The sequence below is a fragment of the Millionella massiliensis genome (genome assembly GCF_900104655.1).
GTDB classification, from domain to species: domain Bacteria; phylum Bacteroidota; class Bacteroidia; order Bacteroidales; family Rikenellaceae; genus Rikenella; species Rikenella massiliensis.
This window is the reverse complement of sequence record NZ_FNWD01000002.1, coordinates 1,473,750-1,493,291: the sequence shown is the minus strand read 5'-3', so window position 1 is coordinate 1,493,291 and position 19,542 is coordinate 1,473,750. Positions and strand designations below refer to the sequence as shown.

General features: G+C 60.0%; 13 protein-coding genes. 7 read left to right on the top strand and 6 right to left on the bottom strand.

The annotated features are described in order from the left end of the window. Window positions 1-63 precede the first annotated feature (63 nt). Window positions 64-2,343: a GH92 family glycosyl hydrolase gene (locus tag BQ5379_RS05895; protein ID WP_071134581.1), complete on the top strand. Its 2,280-nt coding sequence runs from the start codon at window positions 64-66 to the stop codon at window positions 2,341-2,343. Window positions 2,344-2,833: 490 nt separating this feature from the next. On the opposite strand, the gene plsY is transcribed toward BQ5379_RS05895, so the two are convergent. Next, complete coding sequence (gene plsY, locus BQ5379_RS05890; RefSeq protein ID WP_071134580.1) at window positions 2,834-3,466, bottom strand: glycerol-3-phosphate 1-O-acyltransferase PlsY; 633 nt, start codon at window positions 3,464-3,466, stop codon at window positions 2,834-2,836. Between the two features lie 122 nt (window positions 3,467-3,588). Between plsY and BQ5379_RS05885 the strand changes: the two genes are divergently transcribed. The 3 genes from BQ5379_RS05885 to BQ5379_RS05875 all read left to right on the top strand — a co-directional run bounded on the left by BQ5379_RS05885 (window position 3,589) and on the right by BQ5379_RS05875 (window position 7,314). Then, window positions 3,589-4,803: an ABC transporter permease gene (locus BQ5379_RS05885; protein ID WP_235846076.1), complete on the top strand. Its 1,215-nt coding sequence runs from the start codon at window positions 3,589-3,591 to the stop codon at window positions 4,801-4,803. 414 nt (window positions 4,804-5,217) lie between these two features. Beyond that, window positions 5,218-6,324 (top strand): linear amide C-N hydrolase, encoded by a 1,107-nt coding sequence (locus tag BQ5379_RS05880; RefSeq protein WP_083377617.1) that lies wholly within the window; start codon window positions 5,218-5,220, stop codon window positions 6,322-6,324. Window positions 6,325-6,513: 189 nt separating this feature from the next. Beyond that, window positions 6,514-7,314, top strand: coding sequence for a TIGR02757 family protein (locus BQ5379_RS05875; protein WP_235846036.1), 801 nt, complete (start codon window positions 6,514-6,516; stop codon window positions 7,312-7,314). A 284-nt stretch (window positions 7,315-7,598) separates the two neighbouring features. On the opposite strand, the gene BQ5379_RS05870 is transcribed toward BQ5379_RS05875, so the two are convergent. Together BQ5379_RS05870 and BQ5379_RS05865 are read right to left on the bottom strand one after the other, a co-directional pair. Then, window positions 7,599-9,407 (bottom strand): peptidase U32 family protein, encoded by a 1,809-nt coding sequence (locus BQ5379_RS05870; protein WP_071134577.1) that lies wholly within the window; start codon window positions 9,405-9,407, stop codon window positions 7,599-7,601. Window positions 9,408-9,738: 331 nt separating this feature from the next. After that, window positions 9,739-12,585 (bottom strand): M16 family metallopeptidase, encoded by a 2,847-nt coding sequence (locus tag BQ5379_RS05865; RefSeq protein WP_159431219.1) that lies wholly within the window; start codon window positions 12,583-12,585, stop codon window positions 9,739-9,741. Between the two features lie 185 nt (window positions 12,586-12,770). Between BQ5379_RS05865 and BQ5379_RS05860 the strand changes: the two genes are divergently transcribed. The 3 genes from BQ5379_RS05860 to BQ5379_RS05850 all read left to right on the top strand — a co-directional run bounded on the left by BQ5379_RS05860 (window position 12,771) and on the right by BQ5379_RS05850 (window position 16,754). Beyond that, the gene (locus BQ5379_RS05860; RefSeq protein ID WP_071134576.1) at window positions 12,771-12,944 is read left to right on the top strand and encodes a helix-turn-helix transcriptional regulator; all 174 of its coding nucleotides are present in this window, start codon (window positions 12,771-12,773) and stop codon (window positions 12,942-12,944) included. 499 nt (window positions 12,945-13,443) lie between these two features. Further along, window positions 13,444-14,109, top strand: coding sequence for a uracil-DNA glycosylase (gene ung / locus BQ5379_RS05855; protein WP_071134575.1), 666 nt, complete (start codon window positions 13,444-13,446; stop codon window positions 14,107-14,109). A 224-nt stretch (window positions 14,110-14,333) separates the two neighbouring features. Then, window positions 14,334-16,754, top strand: a complete 2,421-nt coding sequence (locus tag BQ5379_RS05850; RefSeq protein WP_071134574.1) for an ATP-dependent helicase — start codon at window positions 14,334-14,336, stop codon at window positions 16,752-16,754. A gap of 360 nt (window positions 16,755-17,114) precedes the next feature. Here BQ5379_RS05850 and frr read toward each other — a convergent pair whose 3' ends face one another. The 3 genes from frr to BQ5379_RS05835 all read right to left on the bottom strand — a co-directional run bounded on the left by frr (window position 17,115) and on the right by BQ5379_RS05835 (window position 19,523). Next, window positions 17,115-17,678 (bottom strand): ribosome recycling factor, encoded by a 564-nt coding sequence (gene frr / locus BQ5379_RS05845; RefSeq protein WP_071134573.1) that lies wholly within the window; start codon window positions 17,676-17,678, stop codon window positions 17,115-17,117. Window positions 17,679-17,712: 34 nt separating this feature from the next. Then, entirely contained in the window at window positions 17,713-18,441 is a 729-nt protein-coding gene (pyrH, locus tag BQ5379_RS05840) for a UMP kinase (RefSeq protein WP_071134572.1), read from the bottom strand. A 320-nt stretch (window positions 18,442-18,761) separates the two neighbouring features. Further along, a complete protein-coding gene (locus BQ5379_RS05835) occupies window positions 18,762-19,523 on the bottom strand; it encodes an OmpA/MotB family protein (RefSeq protein ID WP_083377614.1) in 762 nt (253 codons plus the stop codon). Window positions 19,524-19,542 lie beyond the last annotated feature (19 nt).

Sequence of the window (19,542 nt, the reverse complement as noted above, 5' to 3'; positions counted from 1 at the left end):
CTGTGGCGAAAACGTATCTTTGTACCATTAACGCTAACTCAAGCAGTAACTTACAATTAAATCATGTTCAAACACACTCTCTATGGTACTTTGGGCGTTGCGTTGATGGCTGGCGCCCTCTCGGCATGTACCTCCGGTGCGCCTGAGGCGTCGTCCAGCGACCTGGCGCAATTCGTCGATCCGACCATCGGATCGGGTGGTCACGGCCACGTCTTCGTCGGTGCCAACGTGCCCTTCGGTGGCGTGCAGCTCGGTCCCAGCAACATCACCGAAGGGTGGGACTGGTGCTCCGGCTACCACGTGAGCGATACCACCGTCATCGGTTTTGCCCACACCCACCTGAGCGGTACCGGTATCGGTGACAAGGGCGACATCCTGCTGATGCCGCTGACCGGAGCCGTCCAGCTGCCCGTCAAGGCGCAAACCTACCTCTCGACCTATTCGCACGCCAAGGAGGATGCACAGGCCGGCTACTACAAAACTTTCCTGGAACGTTACGGCATCGAAGCCGAACTGACCGCCACGGCACGTACCGGTTTCCACCGCTACACCTTCCCCGCCACCGATTCGGCCCGCGTGCTGATTAACCTCTACGACGGTATCGGTTGGGATGCGGCGTCGGAACTCAAGATGGTGGCCGTCAACGACTCGACCATCGAAGGGTACCGTATGTCGAAGGGATGGGCCCCGGATGACCGCGTTTATTTCGTGGCCGAATTCTCCAAACCGATCAAGAACCTCACCGTCTATGCCGATACGACTGTCGTTCCGGCCAAGGACGGCAAACCGGCTCAGACGATCATTATCCCCGATTCGTACGGCGTGCTCGATTTCGGCGCACTGGCTGAGGGCGACCAGATCGAAGCCCGTGTGGGTATCTCGGGTGCCAGCATCGCAGGGGCCAAAGTGAACCTCGCGACCGAAGCCAAAGGACGTTCGTTCGACGACACCCGTCTGGCTGCCCGTCAGAGCTGGAACGACCTGCTGGGCCACATGAGCGTCGAGACCACTGATACCGCCCGGTTGCGGACCTTCTACACGGCGGTTTACCACGCCTCGTTCTTCCCCTCGATCTTCAACGACGTGACGGGCGAGTATCGCGGTGCCGACGGATTCGTGACGACCGACACGGCCAATATCTACACCATCTTCTCGCTGTGGGACACCTACCGCTCGGCCCATCCGCTCTACACCATCACTGCTCCGGAACGCGTTGGCGACTTCGTCAACTCGTTTATCCTGATCAACCGTCAGCAGGGACAGGTTCCCGTATGGCATCTGGCCGGAAACGAAACCAACTGTATGGTCGGTTTCCCGTCGGTACAGGTGATGGCCGATGCGATCCTGAAAGACATTCCCGGTTTCGATGTCGAAGAGGCTTACAATGCCATGAAATCCTATGCCGCACGTGATGACCGCGGTCTGAAAGATATTCGTGAGAGAGGTTATATCCCGATGGAAAACGATGTGGAATCGGTGGCCAAAGCCCTCGAATACTGCATCAGCGACTGGAGTATCGCCCAGGTGGCCAAGAAATTGGGCCGTCAGGAAGATTACGACTACTTCATCGAACGTTCGAAAAACTACCGCCACTACTTCGATACGACCGACTGCTTTATGAAGGGCAAAATGGCCGACGGCAGCTGGCGCAAGGATTTCAACCCCGACCATTCGACTCACCGCGGCGACGAGTTCTGCGAAGGTAACTCGTGGCAGTACACCTGGCTTGTGCCGCACGATTTCGAAGGCCTGTTCGCTCTGTTCCCCAGCCTGGAAGCGGTCGAAGCCAAACTTGACAGCACTTTCACGGTTCCCTATGATGGCGGCCCCGGCGCCTCGCCCGACATTTCGGGGATGATCGGCCAGTATGCCCAGGGTAACGAACCGAACCACTCGACCATTTATGCCTATGCTTACCTCGGCAAGCAGTGGAAAACGGCCAAACTGGCCCGTCAGGTGATGGACGAGTACTTTACCGATCAGGTGGACGGTCTCTGCGGTAACGAAGATGCCGGCCAGATGTCGGCCTGGTATGTCTTCAATGCACTGGGCTTCTATCCGGCCAACCCGGCCAATGGCGCATTCGTTCTCGGCAGCCCGGTGTTCGACAAGGTGACCTTCCCGGTGTCGGACGGCAAAAACTTCACGGTGATTGCCGAAAACAACGGACCTGAAAATATCTACATCCAGTCCGTGACGCTCAACGGGCAACCTTACACGAAGGCTTACATTACCTACCGCGACATTATGAACGGTGGTGAACTGAAGTTCGTGATGGGTCCGCAGCCGAACGAATCGTTCGGTGCTGCTCCCGAAGATCGTCCTCGTTCGGTGATGCAGTAGGACGGGACATGCAACCCTGATGTTTTTGCTCGGGGCGGCCGGATGGATGAATCCGGCCGCCCCGAGTGCGTTTGCGGGTATGGTGGTGTGACTGTTTTGGGGCGGAGTTGCGGAGTTGCGGAAGGGGTACGTTGCAAGGCGTCGTGTGATGTGTGCAGGCGGCGGGGCGGAGAGGCCTTCTGATGTGCGGGCGTGTGGGCCGATTGTAACAGTATGGTGCTGAACCGGGGGCCGGGGAGAATCGGATGCAGTGTTCTGATGTCAGGAGAAACTGACTGTGTCGGACGGAGGAAGAAACCGCGGCGAGGGCGGGGCCGATGATGTGCGGGGAGTGGAGGTTAGAAACGGGACATATGTCACAAAGATTTCCGTCGCTACGCGGGTTATGCGGTGTAGAAATATTCTTGTGCAGAACGAGAAACCGCGTCACTCTTGCCCAAACAGGAGAGACGCGGTTCGTTCGGAAAATGACAAAACGGGGGGAGCGGATCTATTGCTCCTTGGGGCGCTTCCAGAAGAGGAAGGTCTTATTCTCGGTACCCTGGCGCAACCGTTGGATGTTTTTGCGGTGGGTGATGATCAGTACGATGGCCACGACGCCTCCGAAAACAATCTTGTACGGTGACTGGGTGCCGTTGACGATCAGTACGTAGAAGGGGAAAAGCACCCCGCCGGTCATCGAGCCCAGCGATACGTAGTGTGTGGTGGCCAGGACGATGATGAAGGTGGCCAGGCTCATCAGCACGGGGATCGGAGCGATAGCCAGCATGCAGCCGCACATGGTGGCGACCCCTTTGCCGCCTTTGAATCCGGCGAAAATCGGGAAGATATGGCCGATGATGGCAGCGGCGGTGAGCCCGATCTTCAGGAAGAAGAGGGCGTCGCCCTCCAGGTCGGTGAAGTGCGAGAGCATCACGGCGGCATAGCCTTTGGCGGCGTCGATCACGAACACCGGCAGCGCGGCGCGACGTCCCAGCACCCGCAGGGTGTTGGTAGCTCCGGCATTGTGGCTGCCGTGGAGCCGGACATCGGTGTGGTAGAACCATTTGCCGATCCACACGGCGCTGGGGATCGACCCCAGCAGGTAGCCGGCAACGATAAGTATGCAGATGGTGAGTGTCATGCCTTCCGTCTCTTCAGTCTTTGCACTACAAAAGTAGGAAAAGAGGCGCGAATCGCAAAAAATCCTTAAATTTGGCAGCATTGTTGTCTATGCTCCGAAAACCGATATACTTTTTGGGACAGGTGTACCAGAGCTGGCTGATGGCCCTCGAAAGCGTGGTCGTCAACAAACTCCGTACCCTGCTGTCGCTGTTCGGCATCACCATCGGTATCTTTTCCATCATCACCGTCTTCACGCTGGTCGATTCGATGCAGATCCGCATCCGTGAGAACATCAATACGCTGGGCAGCAACACGCTCTACGTGGGCAAATGGCCATGGGACGGCGGCGGCGAGTGGTGGAAATACTACAACCGGCCGCAGGTGAGCCTCACGGAGTACAACGAAATGCGACACCTGCTGCCCCGTGCGGCGGCGATGGCCATCACGACCTCGTTTTCGCGTACGGTCAAGAACGGAAGCAATTATGTGGACAATACCTCGGTGATCGGGGCCACGTACGATTACAACCAGATGAGGCCGAGCGATATCGGTCAGGGGCGTTACTTCACCCCCTACGAGTCGGAGCGCGGGGCACGTGTGGCGATTATCGGCCATACGGTGGCCGAAAAGCTCTTCCCGGGCGAAGACCCCACAGGGAAGGATATCCGTATCGGAGGGACGCGTCTGGCGGTGATCGGTGTCTTTGCCAAGGCCGGCGACGACATGATGGGGATGAGTATGGACGAAACGGTTTTGATTCCGTTGACGCTGGCCCGTTCGTTTGTCAACCTGCGCTGGGCCGGGACCGAGATGATTATCAAGGGGCACGACGGGGAGCCAATCGACGAACTGAAGGCCGAAGTCACTTCGATCATGCGGCGTCTGCGGCGCCTCAGTCCTCAGACCGAAGACAATTTCGCGGTCAACGAACTGAGCATCCTGACCAACATGCTCGACAGCATGTTTATGAAGATCAACTTTGCGGGCGGGATTATCGGCATCTTTTCGATCTTGGTGGGCGGATTCGGCGTTGCGAACATCATGTTCGTGTCGGTGAAGGAGCGGACCATGCAGATCGGTATCGAAAAGGCGCTCGGGGCACGGCCCTATTTCATCCTGTTTCAATTTGTGTTCGAAGCCGTTATCCTGTCGGTTGCCGGCGGAGCCATCGGTCTGCTGCTGATTCTGCTGGGCGTACTGATCGTCAACTCGTCGACCGACTTTACGCTGGTGCTGACCGTCGGAAACGTTCTGATCGGGCTGGTGATCTCGTCGGTTATCGGTGCGGTGGCCGGCTTCTTCCCCGCCTGGATCGCGTCGCGCATGGAACCGGTCAAGGCGATCTTCCATAGCTGATTCCGTAGGCCGGCGCTCCTATCTTGCCGTGGCTTGTTGTCTGAATTGTCTTGGATTCCAGCTGGTTTGGGTTTCTTTCCTGCTTTTGTCGTTGATCCCTTGGGGAATCTCTGTGCGGGTGCTTATCATCCGCGCAAGTAATTTTCTTGGCGGGGGATGCTGTTGTGTCATAGGGGAGGCTTCTGCCGTAAGGTCGCCGTGGAGCGATATGTTGGGACGGTTCGAAAGGAGGTATTGGTTTCGATGGCTTCGGATCTTCGGATTTTTTTCAGATAAAGTTGTATTTCTCAATCTTTCGGCGGGCTGCTGGCCGGAAATTTGCAGAGTATATCCTATGATAGTACCTGCGCATTCGGGCTCGCTCCCGACACAAGCCTATCCTGAAAATGTATCACACATACTTAATGTAACTGTATGAAAAATCTCAAGACTCTTCGCCCGCTCAACACATTGAAAACTGCGCTGTTTGGCGTAGCCGTTTTGTTCGGCCTGGGCGCTCTGGCGCTTTCATCGGCCAAGGCCTGTACGCGTGCCGTTTACCTCGGTCCCGACAGCATGGTCGTCACGGGACGCACGCTCGACTGGATCGGCCCGATGCCCACCAACCTGTGGATCCTGCCACGCGGCATTCAGCGGGTCAGCTTCGACAAGGAACCCCGGCTGACCTGGACTTCGCGCTACGGGTCGGTGGCTGCCGTTACGTATGACATCGGAACTACCGAAGGCATGAACGAAAAAGGGCTGCTCGTGCAGCTGCTCTACCTGCCCGGAACCCGATACGATCGTCTCGGACCGGATGACCGCCCCGTGATGGGGATGAGCATCTGGTGTCAGTACGTGCTCGACAATTTCGCCACGGTTTCGGAGGCGGCCGCAGCGTTGCGCAAGGACAGTTTCCACATCAATGCGCCCAATCTGCCGGGCGGTGCCGAGTCGACCATGCACATGGCCATGTCGGACCCCTCGGGGAACAGTGCCATTGTGGAGTACGTCAACGGTGAGATCACGGTGTACGAAGGGCGTCAGTATCAGGTGCTGACCAATGCCCCCACCTTCGACAAACAGCTGGCCATCCAACAGTATTGGGCTTCGGTCGGGGGGATGAACATGTTGCCCGGGACGGGACGTCCGTCGGACCGTTTCGTGCGTGCCAGCTTCTTCATCAATGCCGTGAAACAGACCTCCGACCCGAAAGAGGCGGTGGCTACGGTGTTCAGCGTGATGCGTGCCGTGTCGGTGCCGCTGGGGATCTCGACGCCCGAACAGCCGCAGAACTCTTCGACCCAGTGGCGGTCGGTGACGGACCAGAAAAACCGGATCTATTATTTCGAAACCACGCTGGCAACGGCCTCGCTGTGGGTACCCTTCGACGAAGTGGACTTCAGTGCCGGTGCTCCGGTCAAGAAGCTGACCCTGACCGGGCCGCAGGGCGACACTTACGCCGGTAATGCGATCTCCCACTTTGTGGAGACCAAACCGTTCGAGTTCATGTTCGTGATTCCGGACGATTTCCAGATGTAGACAACGCGTGCTGTTGCGCCGAAAGTTCGGGGCGGACAACCATCGTTGGTGTCCGCCCCGTTTTGTTTGTGGCGGGGAGCGACGAAAAAACCATTGAGGAAGAGCGGACGATGGGCTGAATACGTTGTGCGAAGGTAGTTCACCGCTTTGTGCTAATTTTGCGTGCAAAGCGAAAAACCTTACGGAACAATGGCAGACGTGTATGATATGATTCCGCCCCGTGCGGAGGTCAAGGAGTATCTGGACGGATTGTGTACCCGGTATAACTGTACGGCATTTATTGACGACGATCCGGTGTCGGTTCCGCACCGTTTCGAACGGCCCGAGGACATCGAGATTGCGGGATTTCTGGCGGCCACAATCGCCTGGGGACAGCGGCCCACCATCGTGCGCAATGCCCGCCGGATGGTGGAACTGATGGACGATGCCCCCTGGCAGTTTGTGATGCAGTCCGAGGCGGAGGATTGGGATGCGCTGCGGCCTTTCGTACACCGCACGTTCAACGGCGACGATTTTGTCTATTTCGTGCGGGCCCTGCAGCGCTTCTATCGCTCGCAGGGCGGCCTGGGAGGATTCTTTCGGGCCGGGTATCGGCAGCACAGGGATCTGCGGCCGGTGTTGTCGGACTTCCGGCGGGAGTTCTTTGCGCCGGAGCTGGAGCCGCAGCCGCGAACGATGCGCCATCTCTCGTCGGTGGATCGAGGGGCGGCGTGCAAACGGCTCAATATGTTCCTGAAGTGGATGGTGCGGCGCGACGACCGTGGGGTCGACTTCGGATTGTGGGGCGATGCGATTCCCGCCTCGGCGCTCTATCTGCCGCTGGATGTCCATACGGCCAATACGTCGCGGATGCTGGGGCTCTTGTCGCGTCGCCAGAACGACTGGCGGGCGGTCGAGGAGGTGACGGCGGTGTTGCGCGAGTTCGATCCGGACGATCCGGTTCGTTACGACTATGCGCTGTTCTGCGCCGGAATCTACAAGGAACTTTAGCGCGCCCTGCTCCCGGAGAGGGGACGACCATCGGGTTGCGATTGGGCTTATGCTCTTTCAAGGGAGGATGCTTCGCCGATAGCGGGGTAATACAACGTCGGGCCGCGAAACAGCTTCAGCGTGCTGTTTCGCGGCCCGATCTATTTGTGTGTTGTCTCCATGTCGTCGGTACCGGGCCGTACCATCGGATTGGGGTTGTAATGGAGTGTTACGAAAAGCTGACAGGTCTGTGTCGCTGTGCACAGGCCGGCATGGTGCGGTCTCGTGGGCGTGACTCGCGTGGTTTAGCGGTTGCGGCCGCGGTAAATCACGCCCATCTCGCATTCGGCACAGTGGAAAACCAGCTCCAACCGGACGCCGTTGTTCTCCAGAAAGAGTTTTTCGTTCCGTAGTTCGGGATGTTCCTTCAGGCAGGTGCCCGCTTCGCGGCGGATGCAGTAGGGGGTGCGCATCACTTCGCGGCCGATGAAGTCCGGATGCTCCTGGGCTTCTAGCGCCCACTCCGATACGGTGATTCCGGCCGACCGGTAGAAGGCTTCGGCCAGCGAGTTGGCCACATTGGCCCGGAAATCAGAGGCCGTTCCGGAGGGCATGACGGGCTGGATGGCCGGGCGCTCGTATGGGGCTGGACGGTGGTAAGCCGTCAGACGTGCTTCCGACAGCCGGGCGAGCAGTTCGCGGCGCAGGGCGTTCAGTTCGGAGGCGGGGATGAAGGGGAGCGGCGCGTCGGTCGGGAGGCTTACGTCGGTGATCCGGAAGATCGTGCCGCCGCTTTTTTGAAAGGCATTGCGGATGTTCCGTGCCGCCAGTTCGCGGTTGCCGGCGGGGTCGTAGTCCGGGCGCAGGGGAAGGGTGACCGAAAGTCCGGTCTTGTCTGTGGCCTGGATATGCGTCGGGTCGAAGGTGACGGTTGCCCGCAGGTGGCGGTGTGAGGTGGGGCGGAACGAGTGGTCGGAGTTGCGGTAGAGTTCCGCGCCGGAGGGGATGTTGAGCGGTTTGTTGAGGGTGACGCGGTTGCCCTCCGTGCCGTTGACGAAGGCCCCTTCGAGTTTGCCGGAGGGGGTCGCGAAGCAGAGACCGTCGCCGTTGTTCAGCCGGATACCAGGGCGCAGACGCAGGGTCAGTTGTGTGCCCTGGCTGCGGAGAACGGTGCCGACCGTCTCGCCGACCGATTTGGCTTCGGGAGCGGCCACGCCGCGGCGTTTGCCGTCCCAAAAGTAGGTGGTGAAGCCGCGCGAGAAGCTCTTCGACGGGTTCGGCTCGAAATCGGGGAGCGCCTCGCCGCAGGAGGTGCGGGCGACGCCCAGCGCGTTGAGCCGTTGGTGGTACCAGGCAGTGTTGTTCACCACATAGTCGGCCTCTTTGAGGCGCCCTTCGATCTTGAGCGAGCAGATGCCGGCGTCGATGAGCTCCTGCAACCGGTCGCTCAGGTTCAGGTCGCGCACCGACAGCAGGTGGCGGTCGCGTTGCAGCAACTGGCCGCGGTCGTTGTAGAGGTTGTACTGCGAGCGGCAGGGCTGGGCGCAGTTACCGCGGTTGCCACCGCGTCCGCAGAGGACGTGTCCCAGGTAGCACTGGCCGCTGTAGCAGACGCAGATGGCACCGTGGACGAAGGCTTCGAGTTCGACGGTGTCGGGCAGGGCGGCACGGATCGCGCGAATCTGTTCGAGCGAGGCGCCGCGTTCGAGAACGATGCGGCTGAAACCGGCTGCCGCCAAAAACGCGGCCCGTTGGGGCGTGAGGTTGAAGGTCTGCGTCGAGGCGTGCAGGGCGATGGGCGGCAACTCCATCCGGGTGAAGGCCATGTCCTGCACGATCAGCGCATCGACTCCGGCTTCGTAGGCGGCCCAGGCAGTGCGGCGGGCGGCGTCGAGCTCCGTGTCGAACAGCAGGGTGTTCATTGTCACGTAGACCTGTGCGCCGAACTGGTGGGCATACCGGGTCAGTTCGGCGATCTGGTCCATGTCGTTGGCGGCGGCCGTGCGGGCACCGAACCGTTCGGCACCGATATAGACTGCGTCGGCGCCGGCGTCGATGGCGGCGCGGCCGATGGCGGTATTCCCGGCGGGGGAGAGCAGCTCTATTTTAGTCATGTTTTTGTAGTTTGCTGGGGGCGATGGCGGGTTGTGGGTTGTTGCGACCGGTGCGGTGTGCTGTGGTCGGGGTAGCATGCGGCGCGTCGCGGTTGGTGTGGTGTGACGCGTGGTGGCGCGGTGCGGTTGGGGTACCCGACTCCCGACGGATCCGGCGGAGGCAAAACGCGGGGTGTATGTAAACCTGTCCGGTTCGAGCGGGCGTTCTTTGGAGGGGCGAAATTAAGGGATTTTCCTGTTTGGAACGAGTCCGGTCGTCGGAGCCGATACGCTCCGTCCGACCGGACTCGTTACTTTCCCGGCAGCTCGCAACGGCCCGAGAGGTGGCGGACTACTCTTCCGGTTCCGGGGCGGGCAGCTGCACGAGGGTGCAGATGTTGCCCTGTTCGAAGGCCCGGGCGGCGGTGGCACGGATGGTCTCCGGGGTCAGGGCCTGAAGGGCGGCTTCGTAACCGGTGAAACGGTCGTTGTCGTTCAGGTACCAGCTCGTCAGGTAGCCCATCCAGGTGTTGTTGTGGATCTGTCCGTCGCGGTAGCGTTTCAGGAAGAACTCTTTAGTCTTGGTCACCTCTTCGTCTGTGGCGCCCTCCTTGGCGAGGAGTTCGATCTGCTGGCGGACGATGGGCAGCAGTTCGTCGACCTTGGCGGCGTCGGTCTCGAAGAATATCTGGAAGGTGAAACGGGGCTGGGGCACCTTCTGATTGGTCAGCGAGACGCCGACGCCGTAGGTACCGCCCTTCTCTTCGCGGATGGCTTTCGTGTAGCGCATCTCGAGGATGTAACGGATCGCTTCGAGGTTGATGTCGTTGGCCATGGTGTAGGGCAACTCACCGGTGTAGAATTGGACGGCGGTTGCCTTCGGTGTCTCGATCGGGGTGGCGTAGCGGTTCTCGACGATTCCACTGACGGGAAGCACAATGTGTTTGCCCCATTGCGGTGCTTTGCCGCGTTGTGAGGGAAGCGAGCCGAGGTACTTTTCGGCCAGCGGACGCAGTGAATCGACGGCCACGTTGCCGACGAATACGAAGGTCATGCCGTCGGCGTTGGAGAAGAAGCTGCGGTAGAGCGCTTCGGTGCGTTCGAGGGTCACGGTGTCGAGCACCGGCTGGCTCATCAGCATGAAGACGCGGGGGCTGTGGTCGTAGAGGGTCTGGTAGAGGCTGTCCTGCAGCACGTAGTTCGGGCTTTTGGAGGCGGTGGGCAGCAGCGAACGGTACTGGTTCATCAGCACGTTCCAGTCGCCGCGGTCGAAGCGCGGGGCGGTGTAGTAGAGGTAAGTGAGCTGCAGCAGGGTTTCGATGTCCTGGGGCGAGCAGCTGCCGCTGAAGCCCTGGGTGAGGGAGCCGATGTTGGGACGGACGCCGGCGATCTTGCCGGTGAGCACCTTGTCGAGGTCCGAACGCGAGAAGTTACCCACGCCGCTCTGTTCGATGTAGGAGGGCAGCATGCCGATGTTGTAGAGGTCGACCGGGTCGGCCAGGGTCGAGAGGCCGCCCTTCTGGAAGGCGCTCATCTGGACTTCGTCGGCCTTGAGCTCGGTCGGTTTGACGATTACGCGGACGCCGTTCTTGAGCTCCAGCACGGTCGAGCCGAACTTGCCGGCTTCGGTTTTGACGGTCGGCGAGCCGGTCAGCGAGCCGGCGTCCATCAGTTCGGTGGTCTGGACATTGTCGCGGTAGGCTTCGATCTCGGCCTTGCCGACCCGTTCAACGACGGCGAGCACGTCGGCTTCGGTTGGAAGGGCGCTTCCCGCTTTCTCGGGCATGGAGATCAGGATGGCGCTGTTGCGGTCGTGGATCCACGAGGCGGCCTCGGCATTGACGTCGGCGAGGGTGATGGCATCCAGCAGGCGGCGCGTGATGACCAGATCCTGCTCGGGACTCAGGTAGGGGGTGCCGTCTTCGAAGTGGTCCATGTAGGCGCCGGTGAGTTCGCCGTTCTTGCGGTCGTTGCGGTTGGCGTAGTAGCTCTCGGTGCCGCGCAGGATCTCGGTTTTGGCGCGGTCTAATTCGGACTGGGTGAAACCGCCGCGTTTCATGCGGTAGGCTTCGGTGTAGAGCGCTTCGAGGGTGCGCAACGCTTCGCCGTCACGGGCCGTGCCGGCCAGGAAGAAGGCGTCAAAGGGTCGGATCACGGGGCTGTAGCCGCCGCCGGCTCCCAGGAAGGGGGCGTTCTCCTGACGCGACAGCTCGCTGAAGCGTTCGTTGAGCATCCGGCCGGCGAGCGACTGGATGTATTCGTGGTAGAGACGTTCCATGCCGGAGTAACGTTTGGCGTTGGGGGTCTCGCGGAACAGCACCTGTACGGTGGTGGAGGTCAGCTCGGGGTCGGCGGCTACCGAAACGAGCGGCTGTTCGTTGTCGGGGATGGTGATCTCGGCCTTCGGGGTGCGCACGGCGGGTGCCTGGATGTCGGCCATGGTGCGGCGGAGTTTCTGCTCCATGCTGTCCACGTCGAAGTCGCCGACGATCACGAAGGCTTGCAGGTCGGGGCGGTACCAGCGGTGATAGAAGTCACGCAGCTCCTGGTATTTGAAGCTTTTGAGGACCTCCTGGTTGCCGATGATGTTGCGCCGGGCGTAGAGCGAGTTGTTGTAGAGAATGGGCGACTGTTTCTCGTAGATGCGGCGGCCGGCGTTGTTGCCCTGGCGCCACTCTTCGATGATGACGCCGCGCTCTTTGTCGATCGCTGCGGTGTCGAGGGTGATGTGGCCGGCCCAGTCGTGCAGGATCAGCAGGGCCGAGTCGACGATGCCGGAACGGCTCAGCGGCACGTTTGTAATCATGTAGGTGGTCTGCTCCTGTCCGGTGGCGGCGTTGAGGTTCTCGCCGAAGCGCACGCCGACGGTCGAGAGCCAGTCGATCATCGAGTTGTCGGGGAAGTGGTCCGAACCGTTGAAGGCCATGTGTTCGAGAAAGTGGGCCAGTCCGTTCTGCGAATCTTCCTCCTGGATGGCGCCGACTTTGTAATAGATGTGGAAGTCGGCTCGGTTGGCGGGTTTGTCGTTGTGTTTGAGGTAGTAGGTGATGCCGTTGGGCAACTGGCCGACGCGCACGCTGCTGTCGAGCGGGACGGTTTCACCGGGAGCGGGTTTCTGGGCGAGGGCCGGAGCGCTGCTCAGCAGGGCGATGCCCAGCAGCAGGGCGGGCCGGAACAGGGGCCGAAGGATGGGTTTCATAGGCTCGGTTTTCTGTGTTTTGGGGGCGGCGGGCTTTTCGCCGCAAAGTTGTGATAAAGTTACTTTTTTTTCTAATTTTACACGCACGAAAATTTCGCTGTCGTCCGCTCCGTTCGGCCCGTGACGGGTCGGGGCGCTGAGTGCGGGCGGGGCGAGGTTTCGAAACGCCATTATTAAGAACTGTTATGAACGAAGAAAAAGTATTGGAGGCTCTGGTTAAGAGCGGTGTTCCGATGAAAGCGGCCGAGGTGGCCGAAGCGACGGGGCTGCCCAAAGCCGATGTGGACAAGGCCATCAAGAACCTGGTCAAAGCCGGCAAGGCAGAGTCGCCGAAGCGTTGTTTCTACGCTGCGAAGTAGCGCGGCCGGCGACGCGGATCGAAGCCTTCTGAACCGGACCGACGGGTCCGAACTGTTTTTACCCCCTGGGCGAAAGGGCCGCACGGTCGGCGGATTTTGCTCAGAGGGTGTTTATTTGGGCTTTCGGAACGGGTATCCGGAGGGAGCGATGAAAGGAGGCCGGGTGTACGCTGGCTGACAGAGAGTGCGGGGCGATTGGAAAAGTCTGATATAGGAAGAGAGGGGCCGCGGAGGGAAGGAGACGGGAGCGATGCGGGGCGAAAAAAGAATGCCCGGTCGAAGTTGGTTGAAAAATGGATACCTTCCTGATGAGCGTGGGCGGCGGACAATGGTTTCGCGAAAGGGAAAAATCAGCCCGAGAATGTATGATTCCGACGAACCTCCCTGTCGATAGCGGCATTTGTGGGTACTGTGCTCCCGGCTCGGCATGGAGCGTGTGCCGGAAAGCGTTACCCGATCTGAACAGAATTATGGATCACCGAATTCAAAGGGAAAAGTTATGGCGAATGTCAAAATCGAACCTTCGTGGCACGAACTGCTGGCTGGCGAGTTCGAACAACCCTATTTCGATCAGCTGACCGCTTTCGTGCGCGAACAATATATGACCCATGTGGTCTATCCGCCGGCGGCGGAGATCTTCCGGGCCTTCAACTGCTGCCCGGTCGATCGGCTGCGGGTGGTGATTATCGGTCAGGACCCCTATCACAACGTCGGACAGGCAAACGGTCTCTGCTTTTCGGTGGCGGCCGGTACCCAGTTTCCGCCTTCGCTGCAGAATATCTTTAAGGAGGTGAGCGACGACACTGGTGCACCCTATCCGGCCACGGGTGAACTCGACCGCTGGGCCGAGCAGGGGGTGCTGATGCTCAATGCGGTGCTGACGGTGCAGGCCCACACGCCGGCTTCGCATGCCGGCCGGGGTTGGGAACAGTTTACGGACGCCGTGGTGCGTGCCGTGGCGCAGCACAAAAAGCATGTGGTCTATATGTTGTGGGGCTCCTATGCCCAGCGCAAGGCGGCGATGGTCGATGCGGTGGAAAATTGCATCCTGAAAGCGCCGCACCCGTCACCGCTGTCGGCCTATCGGGGCTTCTTCGGCTGCCGGCATTTCAGTCGGGCGAATGAATACCTGATCGCTACCGGTCAGCAGCCGATCGTTTGGTAGGTTTTTGGGGGGATGAGGGAAAAGAGCGGCTGGAGAACTGTCCCTTTCTTGTAAGAAAGGGACCCAAAGAACTTTTCGACGGATGCTGCGCATCCTAAACGGTGGAATGTGGAGTGGGAGAGCAGGAATTTGGCAGAGTCATGCCCTTATTTTGCGGGCAGGGCCGAATGGAAAATGTAAAACTGTAATTGTTGTAGGGTAGGGTGAACTTACCCTGTGTATATATGGAAATGGACTATCTGAAGGGGCTCAACGGGCCCCAACGCAGTGCGGTCGAGAACTATTCGGGGCCGACGCTGATTATCGCGGGTGCCGGATCGGGCAAAACCCGTGTGCTCACGATGCGTATTGCCCACATGCTCCAGCAGGGCATCTCGCCACGGAACATCATGGCGCTGACCTTCACCAACAAGGCGGCTCGCGAAATGCGTGACCGCGTGGCCAAAATCCTGCCGCCCGATGCGGTACGGGGGCTGTGGATGGGGACGTTCCACTCCCTGTTCAGCCGTATTCTCCGGGACGAGGCTGCGCTGCTCGGCTTCCCCGAAGCCTTTACGATCTACGATACGGCCGACAGCCGCAACCTGGTCAAGGCAATCGTGCGTCAGCTCGAACTGCCCGACGACCAGTACAAACCCAACGACGTTTATGCCCGGATTTCGCTGGCCAAGAACAATCTGGTGCTGCCCGAGGCCTATGCTGCCAATGCGACCCTCATGGAGGAGGATGCCCGTGCCAAACGGCCCCGGCTGGCCGAGATCTATGCCCTCTACATGCGGCAGTGCCGCCAGAACGGCGCCATGGACTTCGACGACCTGCTGCTCTATATGAACATTCTGCTGCGTGACCATCCCGAAATCGCACGCAAGTATGGCGATCAGTTCCAGTACATTCTGGTCGATGAGTATCAGGATACGAACTACTCGCAGTACCTGATCGTCAAGAAACTGGCCGACATCCGGCGGAACATCTGTGTGGTGGGTGACGACTCGCAGAGCATCTATTCGTTCCGCGGGGCGCGCATCGAAAATATTCTCCGCTTCCAGCAGGACTACCCCGAGGCCCGGATTTTCAAACTGGAGCAGAACTACCGTTCCACGCGGACCATTGTCGAGGCGGCAAACAGTGTGATCGAGAACAACAGCCGCAAGCTGCCCAAGCACCTCTTTTCGGAGAACGAGCAGGGTGATCCGATCCGCGTGATTTGCGCCATGAGCGACAAGGAGGAGGCGCAGCGCGTCGCCTCCGACATCCATACGACGCTCTACGGCGAGCAGGCCTCGCCCAACGACTTTGCCGTGCTCTACCGCACCAATGCCCAGTCGCGCGTGATCGAAGAGTACCTGCGCGGCAACAACATTCCGTATCGCATCTACGGCGGTCAGTCGTTCTACCAGCGAGCCGAAATCAAGGAGGCGCTCGCTTACCTGAGGCTGGCCATCAACCCGCGTGATGATGAATCGCTCAAGCGGATCATCAACTTTCCGGCGCGCGGCATCGGCGAAACCTCGATCAATAAGATTGCGGCGGCCGGGCAGGCCGAAGGGATCTCCATGTGGGAGGTGATGCTGCGCCATGCTCCCGACGAACTGGGTATCCGCGGTACGGCTGTCAAAAGCATGGGGGCGTTTGTCAAGAACTTTACCGAACTGTTCCGCCGTTCGGGCGAGATGGATGCCTATGAACTGGCCATGGAGGTGATGACCCGGTCGGGACTGGTGGCACACTACAAGAACAGCCCCTCGATCGAAGACGAGTCTCGGTTGCAGAACGTCGAGGAGCTGATCAACTCCATCAAGGTCTTTGTCGACGAGCATCAGGCCGGCAGCGAAGCGGAAGAGACGACCGAAGCTGCGGTCGTACCGCCGGTGAACGAACCTCAGGAAGGGGTTGTGTCGGGACCGGTGACCCTCGACCGCTGGTTGCAGGAGATTGCCCTGCTGACCGACATGGACAACAGCAAGGAGGACGACACTCCGCGCGTAACGCTGCTTACGGTCCATGCCTCGAAGGGGCTGGAGTTCAAATACACCTATATTGTCGGGATGGAGGAGAACCTCTTCCCGAGCCAGCACGGCAGCTCGTCGGCTGAGGACATTGAGGAGGAGCGCCGGCTCTTCTACGTGGCGCTGACCCGTGCCGAAAAGCGGGCCACGTTGAGCTATGCGCTCTCGCGCTTCAAGTGGGGCAGCGTTGTGCCGTCGCAGGCCAGCCGTTTCATCAAGGAGATCGATCCGAAGTACCTCGACATGCCGACCCTGCCGGATAACGATTCGTTCGGCGGAGAGTTGTCGGAGGGGGCGTTCCGCGGCCGTTGGAACGGTTCGGCACGAACCGCGGCGGCCGATCCGCGACCGGCGTTCCAGCGTTTCCAGCGGCGCACGGCCACTCCGTCCGCCGGGCAGCAGACGGCACCGGTCGGTTTCCGGAAGGTGGAGGCACGTCCCGCGTCGGCGCCGCAGGGCAAACCGCTCGACTCGGCCGGAGACCTGACCGTCGGGGCACGTGTGGCGCACGACCGTTTCGGAGTTGGAACGGTCACGGCTTTCGAGCAGACCGCTACCGACACCAAAGTGACGGTGCGTTTCGAGGCGGCCGGCACCAAAACTCTGCTGCTCAAGTTTGCCCGCCTGCGGCTGTTGTAGAAGCCGGGTACTCGTCCTGAGGCGGAGGGTCGCAGGAGACGAAAAGTCGTCGGGTGGTTCCTCCAGAGTGTAGTCAGAGCCGTTGAAACGGGATGAGCGGGGAGGAATGGTGGACTGGGTGACGTGCGGCTGAGGGAAAGAGTTGAGATAGTTGTATAGGCGACCTGCCTTCGTCGATGTTGCGTTCGTGTTATTGCCGCCTAAATTGTCCGGGGCAGGGCTTGCGGTCCTTCTCGTAGTGCGATGGTGTTGGGACGATAGGTTGGCGGAGGGGGGTAAGGTAAAATCAACGAGGCGGGTTCTCCATTACGGAGAACCCGCCTCGTTGTATAATAAGGACGGTGAACGTCGCTGAGGGCGTTAGATGGTCATGATGTCTTTCTCTTTGACGGCCAGCGCTGCGTCGATCTTTTTGGAGTATCCGTCGACGATTTTCTGGATTTCGTCCTCGCCGTCTTTGGCTACGTCTTCGGGCAGACCGTCGGCTTTGATGGCCTTTTTGATGGCTTCGATGGCTTCGCGACGGATGTTGCGGATGCTGACGCGGGCCGATTCGGCTTCGGCTTTGATCTGTTTCATCAGTTCTTTACGACGCTCTTCGGTCAGCGGCGGTACGTTCAGGCGGATCGTTTCGCCGTTGTTCGAGGGGGTCATACCCAGGTTGGAGTTGATGATGGCTTTTTCGATGGCCGACAGCAGGTTCTTGTCCCACGGCTGTACCAGAATGGTGCGGGCGTCGGGCACGGTCACGCTGGCCACCTGGTTGACGGGCATCTGGGCTCCGTATGACTCTACCAGCACGCTGTTCAGTACGTTGGGGCTGGCTTTGCCGGCTCGCACGGCTGCGATCTCTTCTTCAAAGTGGGCGAAGGCCTTTTCCATTTTCGGCTTCGCGGCGTCGATGATCTCTCGTTTTTGTCCCATAGGTCGTATCGTATTTTTGATTTTCTGATTGTCGTTAGTTGTGTACCAGGGTCCCGACGGCACTCAGCGTCTCGGGTTCGCCGGTGGTGACTTTGGCCAGGTTGCCGGGGGTATCCATGTCGAAGACAATGATCGGGAGGTTGTTCTCCATGCACATGGTGAAGGCGGTGAGGTCCATTACCTTGAGCCGCTGTTCGATAACCTGGCTGAAGGTGATCGAGTCGTATTTCCGGGCGGTGGGGTCTTTTTCGGGGTCGGCCGTGTAGACGCCGTTCACGCGGGTTCCTTTGAGCAGTACGTCGGCTTCGATCTCCACGCCGCGCAGGGCCGAGGCGGTGTCGGTGGTGAAGAAGGGGTTACCGGTGCCGCCGCCGATGATGGCCACATATCCGGCGTTCATCAGTTCCAGCGCGCGGAATTTGGAGTAGATGCCGGCGCCCACGGGGCCCATCGGGATCGAGGTGAGCACGCAGGCCCGGCCGCCGGCGTTTTCGATGGCCGATTGCAGGGCCAGTGAGTTGATGACGGTGGCGAGCATCCCCATCTGGTCGCCGCGCACGCGGTCGAAGCCTTTGCCTACGCCGGTCATGCCGCGGAAAATGTTGCCGCCGCCGATGACGATACCGATCTGGGTGCCGCTGTCGGCCACGGTTTTGATCTGTTGGGCGTAGGAGGCGAGCATCTCGGGGTCGAGACCGTAGCCTTGTTTGCCTTGGAGGGATTCGCCGCTGAGTTTCAGTAGTATGCGTTTATACTTCGACATGTCGGGTATGTTTTGTGTGTCTGTTTGGTGTCTTTGGGCACGGGCTTGTGCGGGCAGCCGGCGCCGGGGGTGGAAATGTAAGGCGGGCGATGCGGCACGAGATGCTGTGGTCGGAGCGGTGTGCTGCTGGACTTGCATTTCGTGAGGAGCGCGTCGTTGTCTGCTCTGGAGTGTCTTGGTGCGCGGTTTTTCCGTTCGGGTATGCTCTCTCGTCTTTGGTGGCGTCTCTCCTGCCTTGGTGGTCGTTCCTTTGCTTTCCCGGCCCCGGTGGGGTAGTCGTATCGGTCATGCGGTGCGGAGGAACCGCCGGAAGGGAAAGACTATCGGGTGTTGTTGGTGATCTGGCCGGCCTGGTCGAGCAACTCCATCAGCCGATCCATATCGGGGGTCAGGATGATCTCGGTGCGTCGGTTGCGGGCACGTGCTTCGCTGCTGTTTCCGCTGGCTACCGGAACGTACTGGCTGCGACCGGCGGCGGTGACCCGTTTGGGGTCGATGCCTTTGTTGCGCAACAGGATGCGGACTACGGCGGTGGCACGGTGTACGCTCAGGTCCCAGTTGTCGAGGATCTGGTCTTCGGGTTTGGAACGGTAGGGCAGGTTGTCGGTGTGGCCTTCGATCGTGATGCGGATGTTGGGGTTGCGGGCCAGCACTTCGGCCACGCGTTGCACGGCCCGTTCGCCTTCGGGCGACACTTCGGCCTTACCCAGTTCGAAGAGCAGTTTCTCGTCCATCGACACGTAGATCATGCCGCCTCGTTCCGATACCGAGAGTCCCTCGCTGTCGAAGTCGCGCAGTGCTTCGCCCAGCAGGTCGCGTACTTCGTCCAATGCGCGGGTCCGTTCCTGGAGCAGGGCGCGAAGTTCGTCGTTGGTCATCCCTTCGGCGTCGAATTGCGCCTCGAGTGCGGCGCGTTGTTCGCGCAGTTGTTCCATTTCGGAGAGCAGTGCTTCCGAGTTGTATTCACATCGCAGGGCGCGTTGTTGCGTCTGCCGGTAGGTCTTCATCGATACGCACGACGCCATGCCGCTCGCGATGAGTGTCGCGGCGCAGGTCAGTCGGACTATTTTCCCCGTTTTCATAAGGCGAAGGTACAAAATT